Source organism: Lacrimispora sphenoides (assembly GCF_900105215.1).
GTDB classification, from domain to species: Bacteria; Bacillota; Clostridia; order Lachnospirales; family Lachnospiraceae; genus Lacrimispora; species Lacrimispora sphenoides_A.
Genome location: NZ_FOIP01000002.1, coordinates 1473621 through 1499882, shown reverse-complemented (window position 1 = coordinate 1499882; position 26262 = coordinate 1473621). Strand labels below are relative to the sequence as shown.

The window sequence follows — 26262 nt, the reverse complement described above, 5'->3', positions numbered from 1 at the left end:
TGATTTAGTGATCCGCTTGTTTACAAAAGTAACATCATACAGTTAAATGGGGCTTTGGCACGATGGTGTCTCAAATATAATGTATCAATGAAAGGGGATTTATTATGAAGAAAGATCTTAGGAAAGTAGTAGGGGTACTATTAATCGGGGTTATGGCCATAGGTATGTTGTCAGGATGTGGGGCAAAAAACAATGAAACTGGAAACAAATCTAGTACCGGCAATACACAGGTATCGGATAGCGGTAACGAATCTGGTAAGATAATTGAAATTAATTTTCCTACCTCCTGGGTTGGAGTAAGTTCAAGTACAGAATGGTTCAATGATCGTTTAAGCGCATTTAATGAACAATATTCGGATAAATACAAGGTTGTAGTAGAAGAGATTGCCGGTGATCAGGCTTATGTGGATAAATTAAAAGTTTTATACTCCTCCAAATCCTTACCGGATGTCATTAGTACAGGTGGTTACAACCTAATTGATTCTATGAAAGATCAGCTGGTTGACTTAACGCCTTTTGTGGACGATCAATGGAAAAACTCTACCAGTGAAGTATGCTGGGATGTAAATTCAAGAGACGGACATATCTACGGAATTCCGTATTCCAGACAGGTGATTGGATATTTCTATAACAAAGAGCTTTTTGAAAAAGCGGGAATCAAAGAACCAGCAAAAACCTGGGATGAATTCTTTGGGCAGTGTGATAAATTATTGGCAGCAGGTATTGCGCCGGTATCAATGGATACTGCCGATTCCGGCTGGCTGACTTCATTATTGTTGGGTGCCATGATTGCTTCTAATGACGAAGGCGAAAAGTTTATGAATACGTCACTTCCTAAAAACTATAATACTCAGGAATTCATAGATGCAGCCGGAATGATTCAAAAATTGTTCCAGAAATATACAACTCAGGATGCAATTGGCGGAAAATATGAGAATGGTGCAAGTAACTTCTTTATGGAACAGACAGCAATGATAGCAAATGGACCTTGGATGGTTAGCGATTTCTATGATACAGCCATGGTAGAAGAAGGCTTTGCTGATAAGATAGGAACAGCAATGTTCCCGGGAGATGTAATGTATAACAGTGGAAAGATTGGTTTTAATATTGCATCTAAATCAGAAGATCAATTAAAAGCTTCTCTTGAATTTGTTAAATTTATGACATCTGCAGAAAGCCAACAAAAAATGTTGGAAATGACAGGAGAAATTCCGGCTGAGAATCATGTAACTTCCGATACCATTTATCCACTTGTAAATGATGTTGTAGAAAATAGTAACCAGGCAGCTAGAAATATCAATGATTTTCAAAGTTTATGGTATGCCAACGTGGTTGATGAGATAAGCATTCAATATCCACTGCTTGCCCAAGGACAAATAACTCCGGAAGAATTTGCAACCGCTTTAACCAAAACAGCAGAGAAAAATTAATTGACAATATCAACTCTTTCCTCTGCCTTTACCGGCAGGGGAGAGAAGAATAGAGGTGACAGAGATTGCGCGTTAAAAAAAGAATGATGGTATGTTTCTTATTACCTTGTATCCTGTTATTTTCTTTAATTTATCTAATACCCATGGGAATTGTATTTGTAACCTCATTTTTTGAGTGGAAATCTGGGGGAGTTTTTCATTTTGTTGGTCTTCGTAATTATATTGAGGCCTTTGTAAATGACACTAGAATGCATCAGGCATTAAAAAATACTGGAATATGGGCTTTGCTTCAATCAACTGTCCACGTAGGAATCGGTACCATTACTGCATTTATCCTATCCCGTAAAATAAAAGGCTGGAAGATCTTTCGAACTATATTCATGATACCCAATGTAATTTCAGCAGCTGCCTTAGGTGTTATCTTTTTAAATGTCTTTAATCCCAAATACGGACTGCTTAATTCCATGATCAGTAATATAACCGGTAATGAATTTTCTAAAAATTGGTACTTTGATCAGAACTCAGCATTTCTTACCGTGACCTGGAGCTGGTTGCTGTATGCAGGTCTGGTTATGATACTTGTTCTGGCAGGTGTCATGTCTGTTCCTGATGAAGTAATGGAGGCAGCGAAAATAGACGGGGCTTCCGGTTTACAAATTGATTTTAAAATAAGGCTGCCACTGGTACGGACAATTCTTGGAACTTGTGTAATTATATCTGCAACCAGTATGTTAAGAGAATTTGAATTAATTTATCTAACTACCAACGGCGGACCTGGCGATACTACCCTTAATCTGCCTCTATATCTATATAAAACATCTTTGACAGATAATAATTATGGATATGCCAATATGATGGGAGTTTTATTGATTATCTTAGGTATCTTTGCTGTTTTTGCAATTAATAAATTGTTCCGTATGAGTGAGTCTGATTATTAATAAAAAAGATAGGAGAATAAGAATGAAGATTACAGTAATAGGTGGGGGAGGGGTTCGCTCAATGTTTCTTGCAAAGAGCCTGTCCCAAAATGCGAAAAGATTAGGGATCACTGATCTTGTATTCATGGATAATAATGAGAAAAAATTAAATATTTATGGAAAGATGGCAAGAGAAGTTGCAAAAAAAATTGATCCTTCTCTTATATTTGCTCTCACAACCGATCCTGTCAAAGCAGTAACTGATGCCGACTATGCCATTACTACCATACGTGTTGGAGAAGATGACATGAGAGTTAAAGATGAAAGAATAGCCCTTTACCATAATTTGTTAGGGCAGGAGACAACAGGTGCGGCAGGTTTCTCTTTTGCAATGCGTTCCGTTCCTGCTTTGGTAAAATACTGTGAGCTAATAAAAGAACATGCAAAAAAAGAAGTAAAAGTGTTTAATTTCACCAATCCTGCAGGAGTAGTTTCCCAGACATTAAGGGATATGGGATTTGATTTTACTTATGGAATCTGTGATGCACCTAGCGGTTTGCTGCATTCCTTTGCCAAACTGTACGGTGTCAGTCAGGATGAAATAACAGGAGAATGTTATGGACTTAATCATCTTTCCTTCTTTAAAAGCATTCAGTTAAATGGGAAAGAGATTATGACAGATTTGCTGGAAGATGACCGTGTTTATGAGTCTACTGATATGCGCTTTTTTGATAAAGAATTAGCTTTGCATTTGGGGTGTATCTTAAATGAATATTTATATTACTTTTACTACCGTGAGGAAGCCATAGCCAATATTCTTGCAGCAAAAGTAACCCGAGGTGAAGTAATTAAAGAAATTAATCTACATATGACAGAAGAATTATCTAAGATGGATATAGAAGGTGACTTTGAAAATTGTTTAAAAGTTTATGAACAATGGTATGACAGAAGAGAGAGCGCTTATATGGCAAATGAAACGGGGATTAAAAGCCATAAACCTCCTTTTAAGTTTGATATTAACGAGAAAGATAATGGTGGCTATGCTGGGGTCGCTTTAAAATACATTGAAGCAGAATTATCTGGAGAGCCAAAAGATATGATTCTTTGCGTTCCCAACAACGGGGCTATTGAAGGATTAAAGGATACGGATGTGGTTGAAATCAGCTGTACCATTACCAGAAATGGTTATATTCCTCACAAAATTGAAGAACCGGGTGAACTTCAAATGGAGCTGATAAGAAGAGTAAAGTCTTATGAAAGACTGGCTTCTTCAGCCATTCGAAACCGGGATAAAAAGGAAGCAGTGGATTGTCTCATGCTGCATCCGCTGGTGAATTCTTATTCCCTGGCCAGGGTCTTAATGGAGCAATACCTAAGTATCAATACAGAATATATTAAGGGGTGGAAGTAGAATGGAGCACGTATCAGGAGTCGGAATGGTTAATGTGGATATCCTTTATTCAGGAATTGAGAGAATTCCCAATGAAGGGGAAGAAATATATTCCAAGGGATTTGATATTCAGTTAGGTGGGGGAATTCCGGCAACTATGATTAACCTAGCACGCCTTGGAGTTCCTACTGAGCTATGTACTTTCTTAGGAGATGATATGTTTTCCAATTATGCAAAAGCCCAGTTAGAACACTATAATACATCATATCATAATATTTACAATGGAAACGGTATGCCCCTGGCCATAACCTCTATCATCACAACACAAAGGGATCGTACCTTTATCTCTTATCGTAATCACTTTACACTTAATAAAGAAGATCAGGATAGGATATACGATAAATTAAAAGGCGCAAAAATAGCAGATATGCAACTGGGGTATTTAGAAGTATATAAGCGGTTAAAAGAGGATGGAACAATACTGGTTTTTGATGTGGGCTGGGAAGACGGAATGTCTTTAGACAAATATTCAGAGTATCTTAAGCTTGCAGATTACTTTACGCCAAATCAGAAAGAAGCGTTAGAGATTACGAAAACAAAGAATTTGCAGGATGCCGCGGATAAACTAAAAGAATATTTTGATCAGGTTATTATCAAACTTGACAAGAACGGTTGTATGCTTGTAGAAGGTGATATTACACATATCATTCCGCCGTTAGAGAATATTAAAGCGGTAGATGCTACAGGAGCAGGAGATGCATTTTTAAGCGGTTTCATTTATGGTTTATATCATGACTATGACATGAAAGATGCCATACTGTTTGGTAATATTACCGGCGGATTATGTGTAGAAGGGATTGGTTGTTTAACACGCTATGTAAATGAGACGGAATTATTAGAGATAGCAGAAAAACATCGTAAAAATATTAGGTGATAAAAGATAGAAAGGTGGACAATTTATTTGATAGTCCTGGAAAAACCTAAATGATTCGGTTGTGAGCAGGTTAGATTGCGGTCTTGCAAAATATTAGCTTGACTTTCATGTTTTCAACAGACCGAGATTTGACAGCACCAAAATGCTGTGATATAATGATGGCGTTTCAGTAAAGGAGAGAATACTATGAACTTCTATTTGACCAATCAACTTGTTAAGAAACTCAACTCTGTACAATTCATGCCGATGAAACATTGTACAGAGTATAGCGTATAGATGACGCATTAAGATTTCATCGGAAAGCAGGGCAATATTCATACTGATACAATTGGTATGCTATTGCTTCTTTCCGTGTGTAAATTTAGCGTATAAAAGGCTATGGGCAATGTTTTGTCCGTAGCCTTTTGCTTTTAAAATATCGGTTTTTATAGAACTGAGAGGCAGAAGGCAGATACACTTATGTGTATTGTCTTCTGCCTTTTTGCATTTTTACACATGGCTGCTGATTTAATAACTGAAATGAAAGGACTTTGATTAACATGAGCTTACTAGAAATTAACGGATTATCACATTCTTTTGGAGATAATCTACTTTACAAAAATGCGGAATTAACCATCAACAAAGGCGAACATATTGGTATCGTTGGACAGAACGGAACTGGAAAAAGCACTTTGATTAAAATTTGCACCGAGCAGGTAATGCCGGACGCCGGACGAATTATCTGGCAGTCCAATATCTCTGTCGGTTATCTCGGCCAGTATGCGGAAATAGACCATAGCTTAACTATGAAAGAATTTTTGAAGTCAGCCTTTTCAAGACTATATGAGATTGAACATGAAATGGGCGCATTATATGAGATGGCCGCAAACGGCGATTTGAGATACTTGGAACGAGCAGCTAAACTTCAGGAAGAACTTGAAAGACATGATTTTTATTCGATCGATACACATATCGAACAAGTGGCAAACGGATTGGGATTGCTTGCAATTGGTCTTGCCCGTCCGATCGAGCAAATGAGCGGAGGCCAGCGTGCAAAGGTGATTTTAGCAAAATTACTTCTGGAAAAACCAGATGTTCTTTTGCTTGATGAACCTACAAACTTTTTGGATAAAGAACACATTTCATGGCTTGCCGATTATTTATCAAGATTGGACAATGCTTTTATGATAGTGTCACATGACTTTGCCTTTTTAGATAAAATCACAAATCGTATTTGTGATATAGACAATGATACCATTACAAAATATTATGGCGCTTATTCTGAGTTTTTGAAAAAGAAAACTCTGCTGCGGGAAGATTATATTAGGCAATATTCAACACAACAAAAGGAAATCAAAAAGACAGAGGAGTTTATAAGAAAAAATATTGCCGGACGAAAATCAAAAATGGCAAGAGGCCGCCAGAAGCAGCTTGATCGCATGGATAAAATGGAAGCCTTAGCACAAAAGGAAATAAAGCCATATTTTTATTTTCCAGAATTACCTTTGACGAATACAGAGCATTTAGCAGTTAAACACTTAGCAATTGGCTACCATTACCCTGTATTATCTGATATTGATTTTAACATAAAAGGCGGGCAAAAGGTAGTGATTACCGGGTTTAACGGAATAGGAAAGTCAACGCTATTAAAAACTCTGGTTGGGCAAATTCCGTCCTTGCAGGGTTTATATAAATACTCTGAGCAAGTAACTATTGGATATTTTGAACAGGATCTCTCATGGCCTGATGAAGCAAGAACACCCATTCAGATTGTTTCAGATTCCTATCCGAATCTGGTAATAAAAGACGTTAGAAAAAAATTAGCCAGATGTGGTATTTCGAGCAAGCACGCGATGCAATCAATCGGGACATTAAGCGGAGGAGAACAGGCAAAAGTGAAAATGTGTCTATTGACATTAACACCATGCAATTTTCTGATTGTGGACGAACCGACAAATCATTTAGACGTTCAGGCAAAAGACTCCTTAAAAACAGCCTTGATGGAATTTCCGGGGACCGTTTTACTGGTTTCACATGAAGAAGCATTTTATCAGGATTGGGCACAAAGGGTCATTGATATAGAGAAACGGTAAAAACATTCTGAATCTCCTAATCTGCCCGGCAGCAGAAAAGAAATAAAGCTGCAGGGCAGATAGTTTTCTGCGCTTTTATACTATTCACTTTTAACTCACACCAATTTGTATCCAGAAATGAAAAAAACAACTCAGCACTGGAACGTACATATTGGCTCTAGCCAACATATCGCCCCATCTGGTATAATAAAATCACTAATAGAAAGGACGTGAACAGATGCAAAAAATGTTAGAAAAAACACCGGATATTCTATTGTCAAGGGGCGCGAAGCTGGAGGATGAATATAAAAAGGTATATCCCGAACTGGCACCCTTAGTAAAACAATGCTTCTTAAATACGATGGATACCACTGTAAAAAGACTGGATGATGAAAGCTTTTTTGTAATCACCGGGGATATTCCGGCTATGTGGCTGCGTGATTCAGCGGCGCAGGTAAAACCCTATATAAAATATGCCGGTAAGGACAGGGAGCTGTGTCAGATTATAAAAGGCATTATTCGAAAGCAGGCGGAGATGGTCTGTATCGATCCTTATGCGAATGCGTTTAATGAGAGCGCCAACGGTTCGGGACATAAAGATGATACAAAGTTAAATGACTCTGTATGGGAAAGAAAATATGAAGTGGATTCCTTATGTGCCCCTGTTTATCTTTCCTGGCAGTTTTGGAAAGAGACAGGAGAGACGGATATCTTTGATGAGAAGTATTTAGAGATGCTTCACAATATTTTAAAAGTATTTACTACGGAACAGCACCATGAGACATCTGAGTACTTTTTCCGAAGAAGTGACTGCGTGGAAACCGATACACTTCCTATGGAGGGAAAAGGGAATCCAGTCGTCTATACAGGGATGACCTGGTCTGGATTTCGCCCTTCGGATGACCGGTGTGTCTATGGGTATCTGATTCCTTCAAATATGATGGCAGTGACCGCGCTTACCTATGCAGAGGAAATATGCAGAACGGTTTATCAGAATGAGGAACTGGCCAGGAGCTGCCAAAAGCTCTCGGCGGAAATCAGAGAGGGTATAGAGAGATACGGAGTTGTCCATCACGAAAAGTACGGTGATATTTATGCTTATGAAACAGACGGTATGGGACATCATATTCTGATGGATGACGCAAATTCCCCCAGCCTTCTGGCGATTCCTTATCTGGGCTACAAAGATGCTTCGGATGAGATTTACCGGAATACCCGCAGATTCATCCTGTCAGAGGACAATCCTTATTTTTATACCGGTACATACGCCAGGGGCATTGGAAGCCCGCATACACCAAAAGGCTTTATCTGGCACATCGGATTAACGATGCAGGCACTTACTTCCGCTGACAGGGATGAGATACTGGAATGTCTTAAAATGATAGCGGCTACCCATGCCGGTCTAAACTATATGCATGAGTCCTTTAACCCAGAGAGCCCGGAAGAGTTTACCAGGGACTGGTTTGCCTGGGCTAATTCAATATTTGCAGAACTGCTGGATCAATTATCAATTCAAGGGTTCTGGTTCTGAACAATTATGGATGAATAATAATTATCTGCACCGGGAGGAAAACCTGGAATGAAATTGGAATGGATACATTCGAAGCCTATATTTATGCAGCTGGTTGTTTTTTCTCTCCTGATCAGCCTGATACCGATATTGATTGTCGGTACTTTCTTGTTCAGAATGCTGGAAAATATGGTGATAAGTGAGATGGAAGACTACCATGCCCAAATCACTTCCCAGTATACGAAAAATATTGAGGAAAAGCTGGAACAATACCAGAAGAGTTTAAGATTTATTTCCAACAATACGATGATATTAAGCACGTTGGCAGATAAAAGTCAAAACCCTTATGTCAGGGGAGAGATTATCAGCGAAGAGGTGACAAAATCCCTGCTGTTGGAAAAAAACAGCGAAATCAGAAACTGTATGGTTTACTCCATGGTTAAAGAGAATCCTGTATATGGAAACAGGGCTTCTATGATAGAAGAGGCCGGCAGGGAAATATGGTATCCGAAAGAACAATCGGTAGATGAGGGATGGTTTTCATACTTTGTCCTGGGGGATAAAGAGCCTCTTTTATCCATAGTGAAAAAAGTAGAAAAACTGGACACGGATAGTCTGACCAGAACACAGCTGGGAATTGTAAAACTGGATGTTTACATGACAAAATTGTTTGCACCGGCCGCTTTAAGCCATGACAGCAATGCAGCCTATGATGTAATTGCATATAGCGGGGATTCGGAGATACTATATTCCACTAATGCAGATACTGCTCCGGTTTTGCAGGCATATTTAAAGAACCATGACAAAGAAAACCCAAAGAGCGGTTCCATTCAGGAAATCAACACCTATGTGGTCGAGCAGAAAGACTTAGACAGCTACGGGATGAAGCTTTTGTTCCTTTTTAACAATAAGGAAATACTGGAAAGAAGAGCTGAAATCCAGTGGCTGGTGCTCCCGCTAATAGGAGTTCTGATCCTGATCATCATCGGCTGTTCGTATGTGTACAGCAGAGGTTTTTCCTCCCGGATTGCCCTTCTGCTTCAGAAGTTCCGCACAGCAGAAACCGGAGATCTGACCATACAGGCTCCTATTAAAGGAAAAGATGAGATTGCAGAACTGGATCACCAGTTTGATCATATGCTGCTTAAGCTGGATCAGCTGATCAAAAAGAATTATATCCAACAGCTGGAAAATAAGGAAAACCAGCTTTTGAATCTGCAGCTGCAGATTAATCCTCATTTTCTATATAATACCTTGGAGACAATCAGTTCTATTGCAGCAGTGAAGCAGGTATTCGTGGTGTGTGATATGTGTCAGAGGCTGGGGGAGATTTTCCGGTACAGCCTGGGAAAGGATTATGGTGAGATCGTAACACTGGAACAGGAGCTGGCCCATATTAAGAACTATATTTTTATTCAAAAAATCAGGTATGGAAATCGTTTTGAGGTTTTCTACAATATTGAGGTGGATGACCAGAAGTATTACCTTCCCAGGTTTATCTTGCAGCCAATTGTGGAAAATGCGATTGTTCATGGTTTGGGTGAACTGACCAGTACAGGAACTTTTGAAATCTCCGCTTATGAAAAAGATGATATGCTCTGTATTTGTATTGAGGATGACGGCGTGGGCATGGACAGTCAGGGCGTGGAAGCGTTAAGCGCATATATTAACAGCACCGAACCGGATAAAAAGAAGAATAAAAGCATAGGAATCAAGAATGTAAACCAGAGGATTAAATTGTTCTGTGGGGAGCAGTATGGAATAATCATAAAAAGTCATCCGTATCAGGGCAGCCGGTTTACACTTCGTCTTCCTGTAGTCAAAGGAGGTGAGGCGGATGAGACATAATTTACTGATTGTAGATGATGAAGAATTAATACGCCAGGGATTGCGGGCACGGCTGGAGTATCTGAAAATTGATACTTATGAAATATTTGAAGCAGCAAACGGCATGGCAGCCTTGGAGGCTGTAGAAAATCATCCGATTGATATTGTGATTACGGATATAAGGATGCCGGACATGGATGGGCTCACCCTGATTCATGAAATAAAAAAGCTTCAAAAAGACATGCAGTTTGTAGTCTTGAGCGGGTATGCAGAGTTTTCTTATGCAGAAACTGCAATTCGCCTGGGAGTAAAAGCTTATCTGTTGAAGCCTCTGTCCAATGAAGAACTCAAAAAGACGTTTAATAAGCTATATCAGGATATGGAACGGGATTCCAAAATCAGAAATGCCATGTGGAGGCAGTCGAGAATGGACCGGGAAAAGCAGGAATACCTTCAGGAAAAGGCAATCAACGCACTGCTTTTTGACACCTCAGCTGAAACCATGGATTATAAGGTTTTAAGCGAAGTCTGCGAAATAGAAGCCGGTGACTGCGGCAGAGATGTGTTTATGATGCTGTCTGTTATTCATATCAGTGGGGAAACCTATGACAATATGAAGTTTCGCCGGATGGATTGTGATTTAATACGGTTTTCTGTTCGAAATGTTCTCCTTGAACTGGAATCTTCCTGCGGAAAACAGATTGTGAACAGCCTTTCTGACAATAATCAATTGTATGCAATCTTTTTTATGGAGGACGAAAGGAAACTGAGGAATGAAGTGGAGCGTATTTTCCTTGAGATGAGGTCTGTTCTGGAAAAGAGGATGAATATTTATCTGACATTAGGGGTGAGCAGATACACGCTTTTACTCGGAAGAAAATCAGCTTCAGAAGCACTTGGAGCTTTGAAACAGAGAATCATTTATGGAGATTCCAATCTATACTTCTATGAAGATACCGGGATATTCAGCGAACAGAAATTTCCGGTTTCTCAGATTCATCTGCTGGATTCCTATTTGGAGAAAAATGAAATTCATAAGATAAAGAATCTTTTGCAGGAAATTTTTTCGGAAGAACTGATGCGTAAGTATGGGACGCCTTATTTAAGAATTATGTGGGTGCGGATTTTAAACGTAATTCTTAAACATTATGATAAGAAAAGAAAGGCCTCCAGCATGGAAAAATTGTTGATGAGTTTTAATCTGCCGGATCAGATTCAGTCGGCTTCTGAAATCCAACAGCGTATTACCGATATCATTATGGAGTGTGTCCGTGCAGAAGCTGTGAACGACATGAATGCCAGGAGCAAAATCCAGATGGCGGTCCGGTATATTCAGGAACATTACAGTGAAGATATCGCAATTAATGATTTAGCAATGAGCTATGGTATGAGTCCAAATTATTTTTCGTCTATATTTAAAGCGGAGACCTCACAGTCTGCTGTGAATTATATTACGGAACTAAAAGTCAAAAAGGCACAGGAACTGCTTGAGAATTCGGAACTCAGCGTGGTGGATATCGCAAAGCGGACCGGATATGAAGACAGTCAGTATTTTTTCCGTGTATTCAAAAAACACACAGGTATGACTCCTCTTGGTTATCGGGAACAAAACAGGATGTAAAAAGGGAAACACCGTCAAATTTTGTAGAATCTCTACTAAAAAACGGTGTTTTTTCTATTATATCAACTGTATCAGGCTTTCTCAATTCCATTGCGTACCTTTAAACTGCAGTTTTAACCTCTACCATAGGAGTAACTCTATCTTCGTTAGCGATATGCGCCTGGCCCCATAGTCATAAGTAAATCACCGGACTTACACACACCAGGTTTTCTAAAATAACTTCTTTTTCATAAAGTTTTGGAATAATTATGGGATCCTTTCCGAATTCAGTTACCGGAATCCGGTCATACACATGGCAGGTTAAGGTGGCTGAACCAGATTTCAGAGTGATGATATAATCTTCCGGCAGGGCAGGAGTGTATCCCGTTTTTTTTGTCTGGTAAAGAGTAAAATGAATCATGCCATTCTCCCTATGGATTTCCAGCAAAGGACCTTTGCATACCCAGGTTTTTTGCGTATGTATGGCATCTGCCAGTTCCTGGCTTACGTCACCGTCTTTTTTACCCTGAATATAGGTGGCGTAATGTCCGGAAAAAGAGCCGTTGCCATGCAGGTCCATGCCGCAGGTGGCAGATAGCTTTTCGCCGGAAAGCACCAGAGATTCCCAGAGCATCACAGCCTTTTCATTTACCTCATGAAGGGGTTCGGGATTATTGAAAATCTCGATAAAATCACAACAGGAATAGTCAGTAACAGTCATTACAAACCGGCACCCCTGGGCAAAAGGCCAGCCATAGGAAAAAGGATGTGCGATACCTACCAGTGCACCTTTGGCGCGGGCAGCCAAAAAGAGCAGCTCCGGTTTGTGTTTGTTGATGTTCTCCCAGGGTACATACTCCTTTAAGTTCAGGCAGAGAATGTGCCCATAGTAGGTTGTATATTCCATGCCCGAAATAAAAGATATGGGCAGGTGCGTTTCTTCCAGAATTGCCTGGATTTTTTTATGTCCGGATATGGTATTGTGATCGGTGAGAGCAAAAGCATCTACTTGATCATCTGCCATAAGCTCCGTCAGTTCACGGCAGGTGCAGGAAGCATCCGATTCGTTGGTATGATTGTGTAGTTCCAGTCTTTTATACATGTCAGGTTCCTCCTATTATCGTACCCGCACAGTCAAGGTGTAATCCGTGTTGTCAAGGAGCACGGAAAAAGCCAGAATTGTAACCTTTAAAACGCCTTCAATGGAAGCCTGCGGTATGCAGCCTTCTGTGGCTTCTTCGGGAGTAAAGTGCATATGCCTGGTGGTCAGTTGCCGGTGGATGCAACCGATGAATTCATCGTTTAACATTGCCAGGGTATGAATCTCAGTTTTCATCTGGCCATAGATGGCATCCTCAAGTTCTTCCGGGGAAGATAAGGTTAAATCATAGGCTTCTTTACAGTAATCAAGCAGCCTTTGTTTCAATCCCGGCGTTATATCTTCGGGAGAAAAGTGCCTGGGCCCGAAAGAAAATTCGATATCCAGTTCTTCATAGGTTTCTTCCAGACAGACGGTATAGGAAATCTGCCCGACAAAATCTTTTGACAGTTTTCCCTGGACCTGATAGACAGTTTTCATTTCAACCATAGTCGTATATCTCCATTTATATTTTTTGTTAATTCCAGTCAAGAATAAGCAATCATTTTGGGAATGTCAAGCATCGGAGAACAATCGTAGAAATATCCAGTTTTTTTGAAAGTTGTGTGCATTATGAGAAAAACAATGTTTTGATATACTACATATATTGGAAGACAATCAAGAGGCCCAGGAGAAGGGCCGGAAAGGAAGCTTTATTTGGAAAAGAGAACTCTGTATAAAGAGGGAAGCTATAAAAAAGGGAACCTCCATACCCATTCTACCTGGTCTGATGGGGTGAATACGCCAGAGGAAGTGGCGGAACATTACCGCGGCAAAGGGTATGATTTTCTGGCGATCACGGATCACTGGGTGTATGGAATCCATCCTGAGCTTTGCAGGGAAGATTTTCTGGTATTCCCGGGCACAGAACTGGATATAGAACTTCCTGCGAGAAAGGATCATCATCTGGTTGGACTGGGCTTGCCGGAAACCAATAAAATCCCGGAAGGTTATACGTTTCTGGAGGAGCGAAAGCGAAATGCCTTAAGTACCCCCGAGAGGATCATAGAATATTTTGGGCAGAAGGGAAATGTCACATTATATGCACATCCGTACTGGTCGAAAGTGGACTCTGTTGATATCAAGTATCTGCAAGGCATGATAGGAATGGAAATCTATAATCATGGATCAGAATTTGAAACAAATAACGGCAGCTCGGAAACGTACTTTGACCATTTTCTCTTCGTGAGAAACAGGATTAACTGCTTTGCTACAGATGATGCACATGATCTGGAAGAACATAGTCTGGGCGGTTTTGTTATGGTTAAAACCAGGGGATTTACTCACAGAGGGATCATGGAGGCATTGAAAGATGGCAGCTTTTTCGCGTCCAGCGGTCCTCTGATTGAGGACTTTTATGTAAAAGATCAACAGGCAGTGGTAACCTGTGCAGCCTGTCAGGGCATCTATTTTCAGACACCTCACCGGGGCGGCCATCTGCACAGTGATGCAGAAAACTTAACAGAGGGGAAGTTTGAACTGAAAGGCGACGAGGAGTATGTACGTGTGACGCTTAAGGATTCCCATGGGAAAAAGGCGTGGAGTCAGCCTGTATGGCTCTGGTTATAGGGGGCCTAAGATGCTGAAACTCGTAACATTCAATATAAGATGTGATTACGATCAGGATAATGGCAATAGTTTCCGATATCGAAAATCACTGATCCTGAAACAAATACAAAAGGAGAAACCGGATCTGATCTGTTTTCAGGAGGTGCTTCCTCATGTGGCAGTATGGTTAAAGGATGTATTAGAGGATTATTATGTAGTCGGATGCGGGAGAAGTGAAACGCTGGAGGACGAACAGGTGGCTGTGGCATACAAAAAGAAGCGGCTGAATCTGATCTCCATGGAAACCTTTTGGCTTTCTTTACAGCCTTACCTGCCTGCCAGCAGATATGAAGAACAGTCAATCTGTCCCCGGGTATGCACTGAAACGTTGTTTGAAGATCTGGAGGAAAGACAGGTGTTCCGTCTTTTAAATCTTCATCTGGACCATCAGGGAGTGCAGGCAAGAATTCTTGGACTAAGGCAGGTACTTGAAAAGGCGGAGGAAGCAAAGCTGTTTCACGAAGCGCCTGTAATTCTGGCAGGTGATTTTAATGCAGAGCCGGATGGCGTAGAGTTTCTTGAGATAAAGCAGCGTCCGGAGTATCGGAATATCACAGATGGGATTGGAATTACTTATCACGGCTTTGAACCGGAAGATGAACCGGAGCGTATAGACTATATTTTTATCAGAAACTTAAAAGGTGAAAGCACCGGTCTTAGATGCCGGTCCGTGAATAAATGGGAGGAGAGGAAAGATGGCGTGTGGCTGTCGGACCATTATCCTGTCTGCGCTTTGCTGGAATGGATTTAAAGAAAAGCCATCAAAAAGGGGGAATATTTTATGCAATATGAGCCACCAAAACAGCCGCTGGGAAAAAGGCTGTTTCGATACTGGCCGCTGTATGTGATGCTTCTGCCTTGTATTGTTTACTACATATTGATTTGCTATGTACCTATGGCAGGCTTGGTACTGGCCTTTAAGGATTATTCATTTAAGAAAGGAATCTGGGGAAGCCCATGGGTGGGGCTTAGGTACTTTAAGACGTTCTTTTCCAGCTATGACGCTCCAAGGCTGGTAAAAAACACGTTAACCGTGGGTGTGATTAAATGTATTCTGGAATTTCCGTTTGCCATAGTTCTGGCACTGATGTTAAATGAGCTTCGCAGCATGAAGTTCAAGAAGGTTACACAGACGGTTACATATCTGCCTCACTTTCTATCTTCGATTATTATCGTTACGATGCTGCAGAGAATTCTGGCGCCCAATACAGGTGTGCTGAATCAGGCGATTTCAGCATTGGGAGGAGATGGAAGTACGTTTTTCCTGATGGATGCAAAATATTTTTTCCGCATTCTGTTTTCTATGGATTTGTGGAGGAATATCGGTTGGGATTCCATCATCTATCTTGCGGCAATCAGTTCGGTGGATACTTCTCTGTACGAAGCGTCAGAAATGGATGGCTGCGGCAAGTTAAAAAAGATGTGGCATATTACACTGCCAAGTATACGAGGAACCATAGGCCTTCTGTTCATCATGGGAGTGGGAGGACTGCTTTCCTCCGGTGTAGAGCAAGTCTGGCTTCTGCGCACGCCTGGTAACATGTCACTGGCAGATACTCTCGATGTCTTTGTACTTCGGACCGGTATTCAGGGCGGACAGTTTGGTTATGCGACTGCAATTGGCTTGATACAGGGATTTGTAGGTCTTGTATTGGTCGTAGTATGCAATAAACTCAGTAAGAAGGTTACTGAGGTCGGACTTTGGTAATGTTTTTATATTAATAAATTTAAGGGAGGTATTAAACATGAAAAGGGAAACCTTAAAACATTGGCTGGCAGTGTCTATGGCCGGAGCCATGGCTTTGACCACGCTGGCAGGATGCAGCAGCCAGGGTAACAGCAGCAGTACTGCAAAGAGCGAAGGAAGCAGCACAGATTCTTCCAATAAGCCAGATACCTGGATTGCAGACCGTACCATTACGGTTCAAGCCTATGTGGATGATATCGGGAATACGCTTCCGGATGATATTAACAACACGGAAACAATGAAGAAGATTACGGAGCTGACGGGCATTAAACTGGATGTCCGATATACACCCGGAGACAGTGACTCAAAAGTAATGGCTTCCCAATTTGCATCAGGAACCATCCCAGATGTGATTGTCAGCTATCTGGATGACTCCACAAGAAAGGAATTCCCACTGCTGTATAAGGCTGCCAAGGATGGCATGTTTGCAGATGTTTCCGATTATATGAAGAACAGTAAGGTCTATTCCAAATATTATGAAGATGGTTACCTTCCGCAGGATACCCATGATAATATTGTGTTCAGAAAAAATCTGGACGGTGTCTATATGTGGCAGATGAATATCGACGAGATTGACCGTTCTCTGGAATACAATGCGGAGGAAGAGTATGTGGGCGGTATGTACATCCAGTCTGCCATTGCTGAGGCACTTGGTATTGATCCGAGAACAATTAATACACAGGACGACTTTTATAACCTGCTGGTTAAGATTAAAGAAGGCGGCTTTAAGGATGATAACGGCAATGATGTATATCCATTGGGGCCGAAATACTGGGGTGGTTCTGCAGATCCCCTGAAATTCATCACCGCCGGATATCATTGGGGTGTCAGTGATAATTATAATCTGGATACAGATGGAAAAGTAAAACATATTGCTGAAACAGATTATGCCTATGACCAGATTAACTTTGTAAGAAAACTTCTTAACGAAGGACTTATGAATCCTGAGTTCTTTACCATGGATTCCACCCGTGCAGAAGAAGTTTCCAGAAACCACAGCTCGGCAATCATGGCAGATGTTCATAACTATGAAGAAATCGTATATGGAAGTGATGACTGGGTACCACTTGGCCCGTTGAATGATATTCAGGGAGACAACAAGGAAGTGGTACACGGAAAGTCTCACCGTGGATGTATGGCAATCTCTGCAAATGCTGAGAATCCGGAAGAGATCTTCAAATTCTTTGACTGGCTGTCCACAAAGGAAGGACAGATCATCGCCCAGTATGGTGCTGAGGGAGTATCCTATGACATGGTAGACGGCTATCCGCGGCTAAAGGATGAGGTTGTCAAAAAGTTGAATGATGGCGATACCGATTATCTGATTAATACCGTTGGTTCAGGCCTTGGCGGTTCAGGAAATTACTTTTTTGAATTTGTTCTGACCAATAAAAACAACATTGATAACTTTGGGGAGCCACGTCCCGGTGCATCCGCAGGTGAGTCCGCTTTCGCAAGAAGTGTAACGATTGCCAGGGATTATCCGGTGGAAAAGAAACTGGTTCCGGGGCTTGATGCCACGGCTTACTTATCAGCAGATGAACTGGCGGATGTTAAGATGCAGATGGAGCTTCTGGACTGGAAGGAAACCTTCATACAGGCATGCTTCGCAAAATCAGATGATGAGGTAAAATCCATTATTGAGTCCTTCCGTGCACAGCTTAAAGCAGCAGGTGTGGAAAGATTTGAAAATCATGTGAAAAAAGTTTACGATGAAAATCCGGAATCAGTAACATTTTATAAATAAGATATGGAGGGGCGCAAAATGCAAAAATTCAATAAGATGCGGCTTATGTCTTGTAAGAAGAATTCATTTTGCGGCCCCCGAAGAAAGAGGGAAGGATTGGGCAGAGAATGAAAAAAATTTTAAAGACAAACCCAATGGACCTGACAATGCAGATATTGATTTATATTATAATCATTGCACTTTGTCTGATTATTCTGCTCCCGTGTTTAAATGTACTGGCTCTTTCTTTTAATGATGGAAAGGATGCCGCCCGGGGCGGTATCTGGTTCTGGCCAAGAGAATTTACATTAAACAATTTTAAAGAGGTATTTAAAGACGGAAGCATCATGAATGCATATAGCATCACTTTGGCGAGAACAGGAATCGGAACTTTTTTAAGTCTGATGGTCACTACGATGGCAGGCTTTGTACTGAAACAGTATGATCTTCCCGGACGTAAGCCCATCACGATTCTGATTACCTTTACCATGTTGTTTGGCGGCGGTATGATTCCTACTTATATCCAGTATAAGAATTTGCATTTGCTGAACTCTTTCTGGGTATACGTAATTCCCAGTCTGGTGAGTGTAACGTACCTTATAATGGTGAGAAGCTTCTTTGAGGGGATACCGGACAGTCTGGAAGAGTCGGCAAAACTTGATGGTTGCGGTTATTTTCAGATTTATACAAAAATCATGCTTCCTTTAAGTAAGCCGGTAATTGCTGTGGTGGGACTTTATACGGCGGTGAATCACTGGAACGATTGGTTTGCCGGAGCATTCTATATGAGTAATACGAAGTTATGGCCGGTTCAGACCGTATTGCAGCAGATGCTGACGAAAGCCATGAGTTCTCAGCGTGAGGTTACTTCCGTGGCGCAGGCACTTGCCCATAACACGGCATCCGTAACTTCGGATTCATTAAAAATGGCAGCAGTTGTGGTAACAACAGTACCGATTCTCTGTGTTTATCCTTTTATTCAGAAATATTTTGCCCAAGGCGCTATGATTGGCGCGGTCAAAGGGTGAGTATCCCAAGGAGTGAGTATGAACGAAAAAAGATGGGATTTGTACGTTTACGGTGATGTAAATATTGATATTGTAATACCTGGTGTAGAAAAGTTCCCTGAGCCGGGACAGGAGAATGAGATTCCGGTTATGGAGACTTTTGTAGGCGGCGGAGGCGCCCTGTTTGCACTGGGTGTGGGTAAACTGGGGCTGCATCCGGTGTTCCAGGGGGAGGTGGGGGATGATTTCTATGGAACGTTCATCCGAAAGATATTTCGGGAAAATAATATAGACGATTCCCTTCTCCGAACAAGCCAAACACAAAAGACAGGAATTTCTTTAAGCTTTACAAACGAGAAAGACAGGTCTTTTTTAACCTTTCGCGGAACGAATGAAAGAATTAATATTGATACCGTGGATGTAGAGAAGATAAATGATGCTTCTCATATTCATGTGACAGGATATGCGGGTTCGGCAAACCACGATTCTTATCTAAGATTCCTCCGGCGAATTAAAGAGGAGACACAGGCTACGGTTTCTTTTGACTTAGGCTGGGATTCCACAGGGGAATGGAAACGGGAGATTTATCAGCTGTTTCCATATATTGACGTACTGTTTATGAACGAAACAGAAGCCCAGCATTACGGACGGAAAGATGATGCCAGAGAGGCCGCGCTGGATTTTGCAGCGTATTGCGGACTGGCAGTGATTAAAATGGGAAAACAGGGTTCCATTGCCGTAAAAGGGAAAGATATTTATGAGGCAGCAGCTTATACGGTGGAGACAATAGATACCACCGGAGCCGGAGATTCCTTTAATGCGGGATTTCTGTATGGATTTTTAAAAGGAAAATCACCAGAGGATTCTCTGCGGTGCGGGAATGGCTGCGGTGCTTTGTCAGTAACTGCACTTGGAGGAAACACAGGGTTTCCCACAGAGAGCAGGCTTATGGAGTTTATACAGACTTAGGAGTTTATACAGACATATAAAGAAAGGAGGATGGCAAAATGAAGATTGCAGTGATTGGAGGAGCGGGCGTACGTACCGTTATTTTTATAAATGGTCTTTTAAAACATTATAAAAATCTAAATATCGATGAAGTTGTTCTCTATGACATCCAGGAGGAAAAGCAGAAAATTATTGAAAAGCTCTGTAAGCATGTGGTAAATCGTGAACAGAAAGATTTGAAGGTATGGGCTGTATCCGATCCGGTGGAGGCTATAAGGGGGGCAGACTTTATTGTAACGACCCTTCGTGTGGGGGGAGATTCAGCCCGGGTAATCGATGAGACAGTCGCACTGGACCTGGGAGTTATTGGTCAGGAAACCACTGGAGCAGGGGGATTTTCCATGGCTGTGCGAACAATCCCGGTGTTGTTGAAATACTGCGAGATGATAAAAAGACACGCACCTGAGGCGTGGATTTTTAATTTTACGAATCCCTCGGGTCTGGTAACTCAGGCGATGCATAGTGCCGGATATTCCAGGATCATCGGAATCTGTGATGCTCCAAGCAGCACAAAATACCGCATGGCAAAGGCACTGGGAGTGACGGAAGATGAGCTTTACGTGGAGTTTTTCGGATTGAATCATCTCTCCTGGATTCGTAGCGTAAAAAAGAAAGGGAAAGAAATCCTGCCGGAGCTTCTGTCTGATGACGGATTTTTAAAGCATATACAGGAATTTTCAATTTTTGATCCGGAACTGCTGCGTTCGATTGGATTCCTTCCCAATGAATACCTATATTATTACTACCATAGGGAAAAGGCACTTGAAAATATAAAAATATCGGGAGCAACCAGAGGAAAGACGATTGAAGCCGTCAATATCAGGATGATGGAGGAGCTGCAAGCCATGGATATGGATGGGGATCCGGAAGGAGCGCTGCAGGTTTTCCTTTATTATTTGCAGCTCAGGGAAAACTCCTACATGAGCATCGAAACCGGTCTTGAAAAGCGGCCGCTGATTGAAAAGGGACAGCTTGAGGTTCCTGAGGGCATGGGATATGCCGGTGTTATGCTGGACTGCATCGAGGGAATGCAGAGGGAAGAGGGAAAGTATCTTGTGCTTTCCATCGAAAATAACGGAAGCATTCCGGGGCTTGAAGATCAGGACGTGATTGAAACCACCTGTCTGGTATCCAAGGATGGTATTTGTCCGGTTAAGATCGAAGAGGTGCCGGAAGACTGTTATTTATTGATCCGCCTGATTAAGAGGTATGAGAAACTTACGATTGAAGCTGTGAAAACACAATCAAGAGAAACTGCCATAAGAGCGCTGACGCTGCATCCTCTGGTAAATTCCTATTCATTGGCAAAGCAGCTGGTGGATAGATACGATGAAGCGTATGGAGGAATGAAAAATGCCATTTGATTTTCACAATCGGGACAGAATTAAAAATATCATAGAAGAGCTGGAAAGCCTTAGATATAGAGACAGAAAAGACCTGGAAGGGTTGTTATTATGGGAGGATCATGGGACAATAAGCAACCGAATTCCCCAAGGGGCAGGACAGCCGGTGGAAACCGGTTTTTGCTGGAAGGGATGGGATCGTTATAACTGGCTGACTGCTGACGTAGAAATTCCCCAGGAATGGAAAGCTAAAGAGGTACTGGGACTGTTTGACTTCGGTGCCCGGACCGGAACAGGAAATAACGGGGATTTCGAGAGTTTACTGTACTTAAACGGAAAGCCTTATCAGGCAGTGGATGGAAATCACCATGAAGTGTTTTTGGAGCCGGCAGTAAATGGCTATTCCCAGGAGCTGAAATTTCGTCTGTGGTCGGGACTAAGCGGCGGCGGAATTCCTGAGGAAAAGATGATGGAAATCCGCCGGGCGCAGATAGGAATTCTTGATCATCCCACAGATGATCTGTATTATCTTGCAAAGGCGGCACTTGAGACTTATGACTTGCTGCCGGTGGGAAATGAGTATAAAGAATGGATCTTAAATATTCTGGTCCATACTTTTACCAAGATTAACTTTACAGAGCCCGGTAGTGAAGAATTTTATGAGACTGTGAAAAGGGCCTGGCAGTTTCTTGACTCAAAGATGGATGGCAGGGGAAAGCCGGACGTGAACGTAAGTCTGATCGGACATACGCACATCGATGTGGCCTGGCTGTGGCGGCTGCGCCATACAAGAGAAAAGGCTGCACGCTCATTTTCTACCGTGAACCGGCTTATGGAGAAGTATCCTGAATATCGGTTTCTTCAGACACAGGCACAGTTATACGAGTTTATCAAGGAAGATTATCCTGATATCTATACATATATTCAAAAGCGTGTGAAAGAGGGAAGATGGGAACCCTCCGGAGCCATGTGGGTGGAGTGTGACTGCAACTTAGCTTCCGGAGAATCTATCATTCGTCAGATTCTTATTGGAAAAAATTTCTTCAGAGAGGAATTCAGTTATGAAAGCGAATACTTATGGCTCCCGGATGTGTTCGGATACTCCTGGGCACTGCCCCAGATTTTAAAAAAATCGGGGATAGATACATTTATGACCACAAAAATAAGCTGGAACGACACCAATCGTCTGCCTTATGATACCTTCCGCTGGAAAGGAATGGACGGAACTGAAGTGACGGCCCATTTTATCACAACAACAGATCCGGGAGAGGACTACTATACCTATAACGGCAATACCAGTCCGGACGCCATAAAGGGTGTGTGGGAGCAATATAAAAATAAGGATACCAATAAAGATCTGCTGATTTCCTTTGGATTCGGTGATGGGGGAGGCGGCCCTACCAGAACCCAGATAAAACAGGCAGAAGCCGCTGGCAAGATTCCCGGTCTGCCCCATGTAAAGATGGAGATGCCTACGGAATATTTCCGCCGTCTAAACCGAACATTGAAAGAAAATCCTATGGCTGGCTATATTCCCGTGTGGGATGGCGAATTGTATCTGGAGTTTCACCGGGGGACCTATACTTCTCAGGCCTACAATAAGAAGATGAACCGGAGAATGGAATATCTTCTTCGTGATACAGAGATACTTTCGGTACTGGCCAGGGTAACTGCGGGAGTACCTTATGATTATAATAATCTTTTAAAAGCGTGGAAAATTGTGCTGTGTCATCAGTTCCACGATATTCTTCCAGGCTCAGCTATTAAAGAAGTGTATGAGGACAGCCATGTGGAATACGGCCGGGCCCTGCAGCTGATAAAGGAAACCATGGAAGCGGTGAATCAGGCGCTTTATGCACCGGAAGCAGGATGTTATACGGTGTTCAATAACTCGAACTGGGTGAGAAGCGGGGCAGCTCTTTTCCGTATGACCGATACAGAGCTTTCTCATTATAAAGGGTATATGGTGATAGATGAAGACGGTCAGGAAGTAAAAGCAGTCTGGAAAGAAAACGGGGTGCTTATATGGATTTTCCAGATACAGCCATTCTCATTTTCCACGTTCCGCCTGGTGACCAATAAGGCCGGGCATACCAATGCGGAGCTTTCAGATTCTAAGGTAGGAGCATCTCAGATTGAAACGCCATTTTACACGATTTCGTGGAATGAGAAGGGTCAGTTGAACCGTATCTACGATAAAAAAGCGGAGCGGGAAGTTCTTCCGGAAGGGAAATGCGCCAACGTACTTCAGATGTTTGAAGACAAACCCAGATGTTTTGACGCCTGGGAACTGGAGCCTACCATTGACTTAAAAAGAGAGACAGTGGAGAACTGCATTGAAGTCAATACCAGAAAACACAGTCTGGGCTGGGAAGTGGAGTTTACCTGGCTGTATCATAAATCCCGAATTTGGCAGACGGTGTGCCTGTATGAAGAAAGTCCGCGGATTGATTTTAAGACGATCGTAGACTGGCAAGAGCGTCAGAAGTTGTTAAAGGCCAGCTTTCCCGTGGATGTACGTGCGGTAGATGCCCGGTTTGATATTCAAAATGGAAATATCCGCAGGCCGATTACCAGAAATACGACCTGGGAAGCTGCTAAGTTTGAGGTGGCAGCTCACAAATGGGTGGATATCTGGGAAACCGGCTATGGAATGGCCGTGTTGAATGACTGCAAGTATGGCCACGATGTGAAAGAGGATACCATCCGCCTGACTCTTTTAAAATCGGCAGTGGATCCTGATTATACGGCAGACCTTGGAACTCATGAATTTACGTATGCTATTCTGCCTCATGATAAGGAATGGTATGAGGCGGGCATTGAGCAGCAGGCATTTGATTTAAATAATCCGCTGACCGGAAAGCCGGGTCAAAACAGACTGGGAAGTGAGAGCTGGATTTCATTTAATCAGGAGAATCTGGTTGTGGATGCGCTGAAACGCGAAGAAAACGGAGAACGCATCATACTACGCTTCCATGAGTTTGAGGGCAGAAGATGCGATGTGAAAATCAGCAGCAGACTGCCGGTGGTACAATGGTGTGAGTGTAATCTGATGGAAGAGGAGACAACGTTTAACCCAGGAGAGATTCAAGTACAGCTGAAGCCTTATGAAATAAAGACTTTGTTGCTGGAACTGGAATTAAGAAAGGAAACGATAGATGGATTTTGTATTTTATGAAACGATATCAAGGGAAGTGTTGGAGAACTATCTGTCCCGCTGCGTAACTGCAGCAGGATTATTCGAAAGCAAAACCCTTACAGATGATCTGCGCGTTATCAAAGAGATGGGCGTAAAATTTCTGGGAAGGGCATCCGGTATTTGGTATATGCCAATGGAGGACGAAGAGCATTTTCGTCTTTCCAGAGAACTGGCGGATAAAGTCCATACTGTAGATCCTGAGATTATTCTTCAGGCCTGCGTGTTTGAGTGGATTGTGGAGCGGATGGAGGATATCAGGATACCGGACTATGTATTCAAAGCTTTTGGGATGAAGCCGGAAGAGAGAACCTTTCGGATGCAGGAGGCATTGTTTACGGATGAATCATCTGGTTATATAAGCCGCAGAGAAGATCCGTCTAAAAATGGAGGTATCCCGGATCTGTCCCGCCAGGAAGCGCAGATGTGGTTATATTACCGTGCAACCAGATATATTGACTGTGGGTATGAAGCTTTGCATATGGGACAGGTGCACCTATACACAGCTCATGATCCGGGTATGGAAAAGACAGCGCGGCTTTTTGCAATGATACGGGAATATGCCAGATTGCATGGGAGACGGCACAAGGTGCTTCTGGATGCCCATACCCATGGCGTAAATATCCGTGGAAAGCTGCTGTTTGACTATCACGCAATGCCTTTTACCAGAGTTCCACTTCTGGAAGTACCCGGAGAGAAGCTGGTGTTGGTGAGAGAGGGTTACAGTGAAGGGGGAGAAAATCCCAATGGATGGTCTGCAGACACTATGCCTTATTTGATGGAGTATGATAATTGGGGCGGATTAGTGGTGGAAGACCGGGATTCCTATTCAAGAGAAGAGCTGGCATGGAGGGATTGGTGGGGATATGATCAGATTGCCTGGTTTGCCAATCAGTCAGAAGAGAGCCGAAATCACTTTCTGGAGTATACTTACAAATGGACAGAGATTAATAATCTCAATGCTTACTTTGAACTGCCATTTCGCCGGATGCTGGGAGATGGGGCGGTCACAGGAATAAGAGCTGACAACGGGGAACCAGACCGTCAGAATTTTTATCAGATAAACCGGAAGAGTTCCAATTGCCCCATGGGATTCAGTCAGGAGGAGACAGCGAAGCGGTTATGGGCCACTGAACATGAATTGAGAAAAAAAGCGGCCAATCCTGAGATGCTCATCCGCTATGGAGCCGGAGAAGTCTATGATGAAACGACCGGAATGAAGCTGCCGGAGAAAATTGTGGTATATGGAAGTTTTCAGCCTCATGTGGGGGCAGTAAAAAATGATTCTAACAGCGAAGTGACCCGGATGTATTACATAGGTGACAACACCTATACATTATCTGTGGTGATACCGTTTGCAGGAACATATGATTATTCGGTAGCGACTTACGGAACGTTGTCAGCTACCTATCAGGAAGACAGATATCCCAGAAGCGGCTCAGGCAATAAGGCGCATTTTACCACGGAGAAAGATAATATGGCTGTGCGTTTTAAATATCGGTTTATTACAAATGAAGTTACAGTAGAGACGTTTGATTGAATTATTGGATTGCTCGTTTGTAAAATGTCTTAAAGGCTCAATGAAAGAATTGTCCTTTGTAATGGGAGAGAAGTTATACGTAGAAAAATATCCATGAGAAGATAGCGGAGAAGATACAGAAAGAGATGATTAGTGATTCTGTATACGAGTAGAAACTGTTGAGAGGCTAGTATTTAATTGAATTTTTGTATTTACAGCCGTCAGGGCGATGTTTTCTCCTTGACGGCTTATTTTATGGAAGAGATGAGAAAAAAGAACAGATAAACATCAGGCAGAATGAAAGTAGAAGA

Annotated in this window: 19 protein-coding genes; 17 read left to right on the top strand and 2 right to left on the bottom strand. The window is 42.2% G+C overall.

Going from position 1 to position 26262, the window contains the following annotated elements; all coding sequences use genetic code 11:
* Positions 1-104: 104 nt before the first annotated feature.
* The 8 genes from BMW45_RS23710 to BMW45_RS23675 all read left to right on the top strand — a co-directional run bounded on the left by BMW45_RS23710 (position 105) and on the right by BMW45_RS23675 (position 11680).
* Positions 105-1430, top strand: coding sequence for an ABC transporter substrate-binding protein (locus BMW45_RS23710; RefSeq protein WP_092249769.1), 1326 nt, complete (start codon positions 105-107; stop codon positions 1428-1430).
* A gap of 284 nt (positions 1431-1714) precedes the next feature.
* On the top strand, positions 1715-2368 hold the full coding sequence (locus BMW45_RS23705; protein ID WP_242883216.1) for a carbohydrate ABC transporter permease: 654 nt from the start codon (positions 1715-1717) through the stop codon (positions 2366-2368).
* Positions 2369-2390: 22 nt separating this feature from the next.
* Complete coding sequence (locus BMW45_RS23700) at positions 2391-3758, top strand: family 4 glycosyl hydrolase (protein WP_092249766.1); 1368 nt, start codon at positions 2391-2393, stop codon at positions 3756-3758.
* Between the two features lie 25 nt (positions 3759-3783).
* Complete coding sequence (locus BMW45_RS23695) at positions 3784-4671, top strand: carbohydrate kinase family protein (protein ID WP_242883215.1); 888 nt, start codon at positions 3784-3786, stop codon at positions 4669-4671.
* 539 nt (positions 4672-5210) lie between these two features.
* On the top strand, positions 5211-6743 hold the full coding sequence (locus BMW45_RS23690) for an ABC-F family ATP-binding cassette domain-containing protein (protein WP_092249760.1): 1533 nt from the start codon (positions 5211-5213) through the stop codon (positions 6741-6743).
* Between the two features lie 217 nt (positions 6744-6960).
* A complete protein-coding gene (locus tag BMW45_RS23685; RefSeq protein ID WP_092249757.1) occupies positions 6961-8253 on the top strand; it encodes a glycoside hydrolase family 125 protein in 1293 nt (430 codons plus the stop codon).
* 48 nt (positions 8254-8301) lie between these two features.
* Positions 8302-10080, top strand: coding sequence for a sensor histidine kinase (locus BMW45_RS23680; protein WP_092249754.1), 1779 nt, complete (start codon positions 8302-8304; stop codon positions 10078-10080).
* Entirely contained in the window at positions 10070-11680 is a 1611-nt protein-coding gene (locus tag BMW45_RS23675; protein ID WP_092249751.1) for a response regulator, read from the top strand. The genes BMW45_RS23680 and BMW45_RS23675 overlap by 11 nt, the downstream gene beginning before the upstream one ends.
* Before the next feature lie 172 nt (positions 11681-11852).
* On the opposite strand, the gene BMW45_RS23670 is transcribed toward BMW45_RS23675, so the two are convergent.
* Both BMW45_RS23670 and BMW45_RS23665 read right to left on the bottom strand, forming a co-directional pair.
* The gene (locus BMW45_RS23670; RefSeq protein WP_092249748.1) at positions 11853-12761 is read right to left on the bottom strand and encodes a CehA/McbA family metallohydrolase; all 909 of its coding nucleotides are present in this window, start codon (positions 12759-12761) and stop codon (positions 11853-11855) included.
* 15 nt (positions 12762-12776) lie between these two features.
* Positions 12777-13247 carry a DUF6669 family protein gene (locus BMW45_RS23665; RefSeq protein WP_092249745.1) on the bottom strand — a complete coding sequence of 157 codons (471 nt, stop codon included), beginning with the start codon at positions 13245-13247 and terminating at the stop codon, positions 12777-12779.
* Positions 13248-13454: 207 nt separating this feature from the next.
* Between BMW45_RS23665 and BMW45_RS23660 the strand changes: the two genes are divergently transcribed.
* From BMW45_RS23660 to BMW45_RS23620, 9 genes are all read left to right on the top strand, one after another.
* Positions 13455-14366, top strand: coding sequence for a PHP domain-containing protein (locus BMW45_RS23660; protein WP_092249742.1), 912 nt, complete (start codon positions 13455-13457; stop codon positions 14364-14366).
* Positions 14367-14376: 10 nt separating this feature from the next.
* On the top strand, positions 14377-15156 hold the full coding sequence (locus tag BMW45_RS23655) for an endonuclease/exonuclease/phosphatase family protein (protein WP_166433461.1): 780 nt from the start codon (positions 14377-14379) through the stop codon (positions 15154-15156).
* A 30-nt stretch (positions 15157-15186) separates the two neighbouring features.
* Positions 15187-16113 (top strand): ABC transporter permease, encoded by a 927-nt coding sequence (locus BMW45_RS23650; RefSeq protein ID WP_092249736.1) that lies wholly within the window; start codon positions 15187-15189, stop codon positions 16111-16113.
* Positions 16114-16150: 37 nt separating this feature from the next.
* A complete protein-coding gene (locus BMW45_RS23645; RefSeq protein WP_092249733.1) occupies positions 16151-17899 on the top strand; it encodes an extracellular solute-binding protein in 1749 nt (582 codons plus the stop codon).
* Between the two features lie 107 nt (positions 17900-18006).
* Positions 18007-18906: a carbohydrate ABC transporter permease gene (locus tag BMW45_RS23640; RefSeq protein ID WP_092249728.1), complete on the top strand. Its 900-nt coding sequence runs from the start codon at positions 18007-18009 to the stop codon at positions 18904-18906.
* Positions 18907-18924: 18 nt separating this feature from the next.
* The gene (locus tag BMW45_RS23635; protein WP_092249725.1) at positions 18925-19854 is read left to right on the top strand and encodes a carbohydrate kinase family protein; all 930 of its coding nucleotides are present in this window, start codon (positions 18925-18927) and stop codon (positions 19852-19854) included.
* A 38-nt stretch (positions 19855-19892) separates the two neighbouring features.
* The gene (locus tag BMW45_RS23630; protein ID WP_092249722.1) at positions 19893-21257 is read left to right on the top strand and encodes a family 4 glycosyl hydrolase; all 1365 of its coding nucleotides are present in this window, start codon (positions 19893-19895) and stop codon (positions 21255-21257) included.
* Positions 21247-24414, top strand: a complete 3168-nt coding sequence (locus tag BMW45_RS23625) for an alpha-mannosidase (protein WP_092249719.1) — start codon at positions 21247-21249, stop codon at positions 24412-24414. The genes BMW45_RS23630 and BMW45_RS23625 overlap by 11 nt, the downstream gene beginning before the upstream one ends.
* A complete protein-coding gene (locus BMW45_RS23620) occupies positions 24395-25972 on the top strand; it encodes a pullulanase X25 domain-containing protein (RefSeq protein WP_092249716.1) in 1578 nt (525 codons plus the stop codon). The genes BMW45_RS23625 and BMW45_RS23620 overlap by 20 nt, the downstream gene beginning before the upstream one ends.
* The last annotated feature ends 290 nt before the right edge of the window (positions 25973-26262 follow it).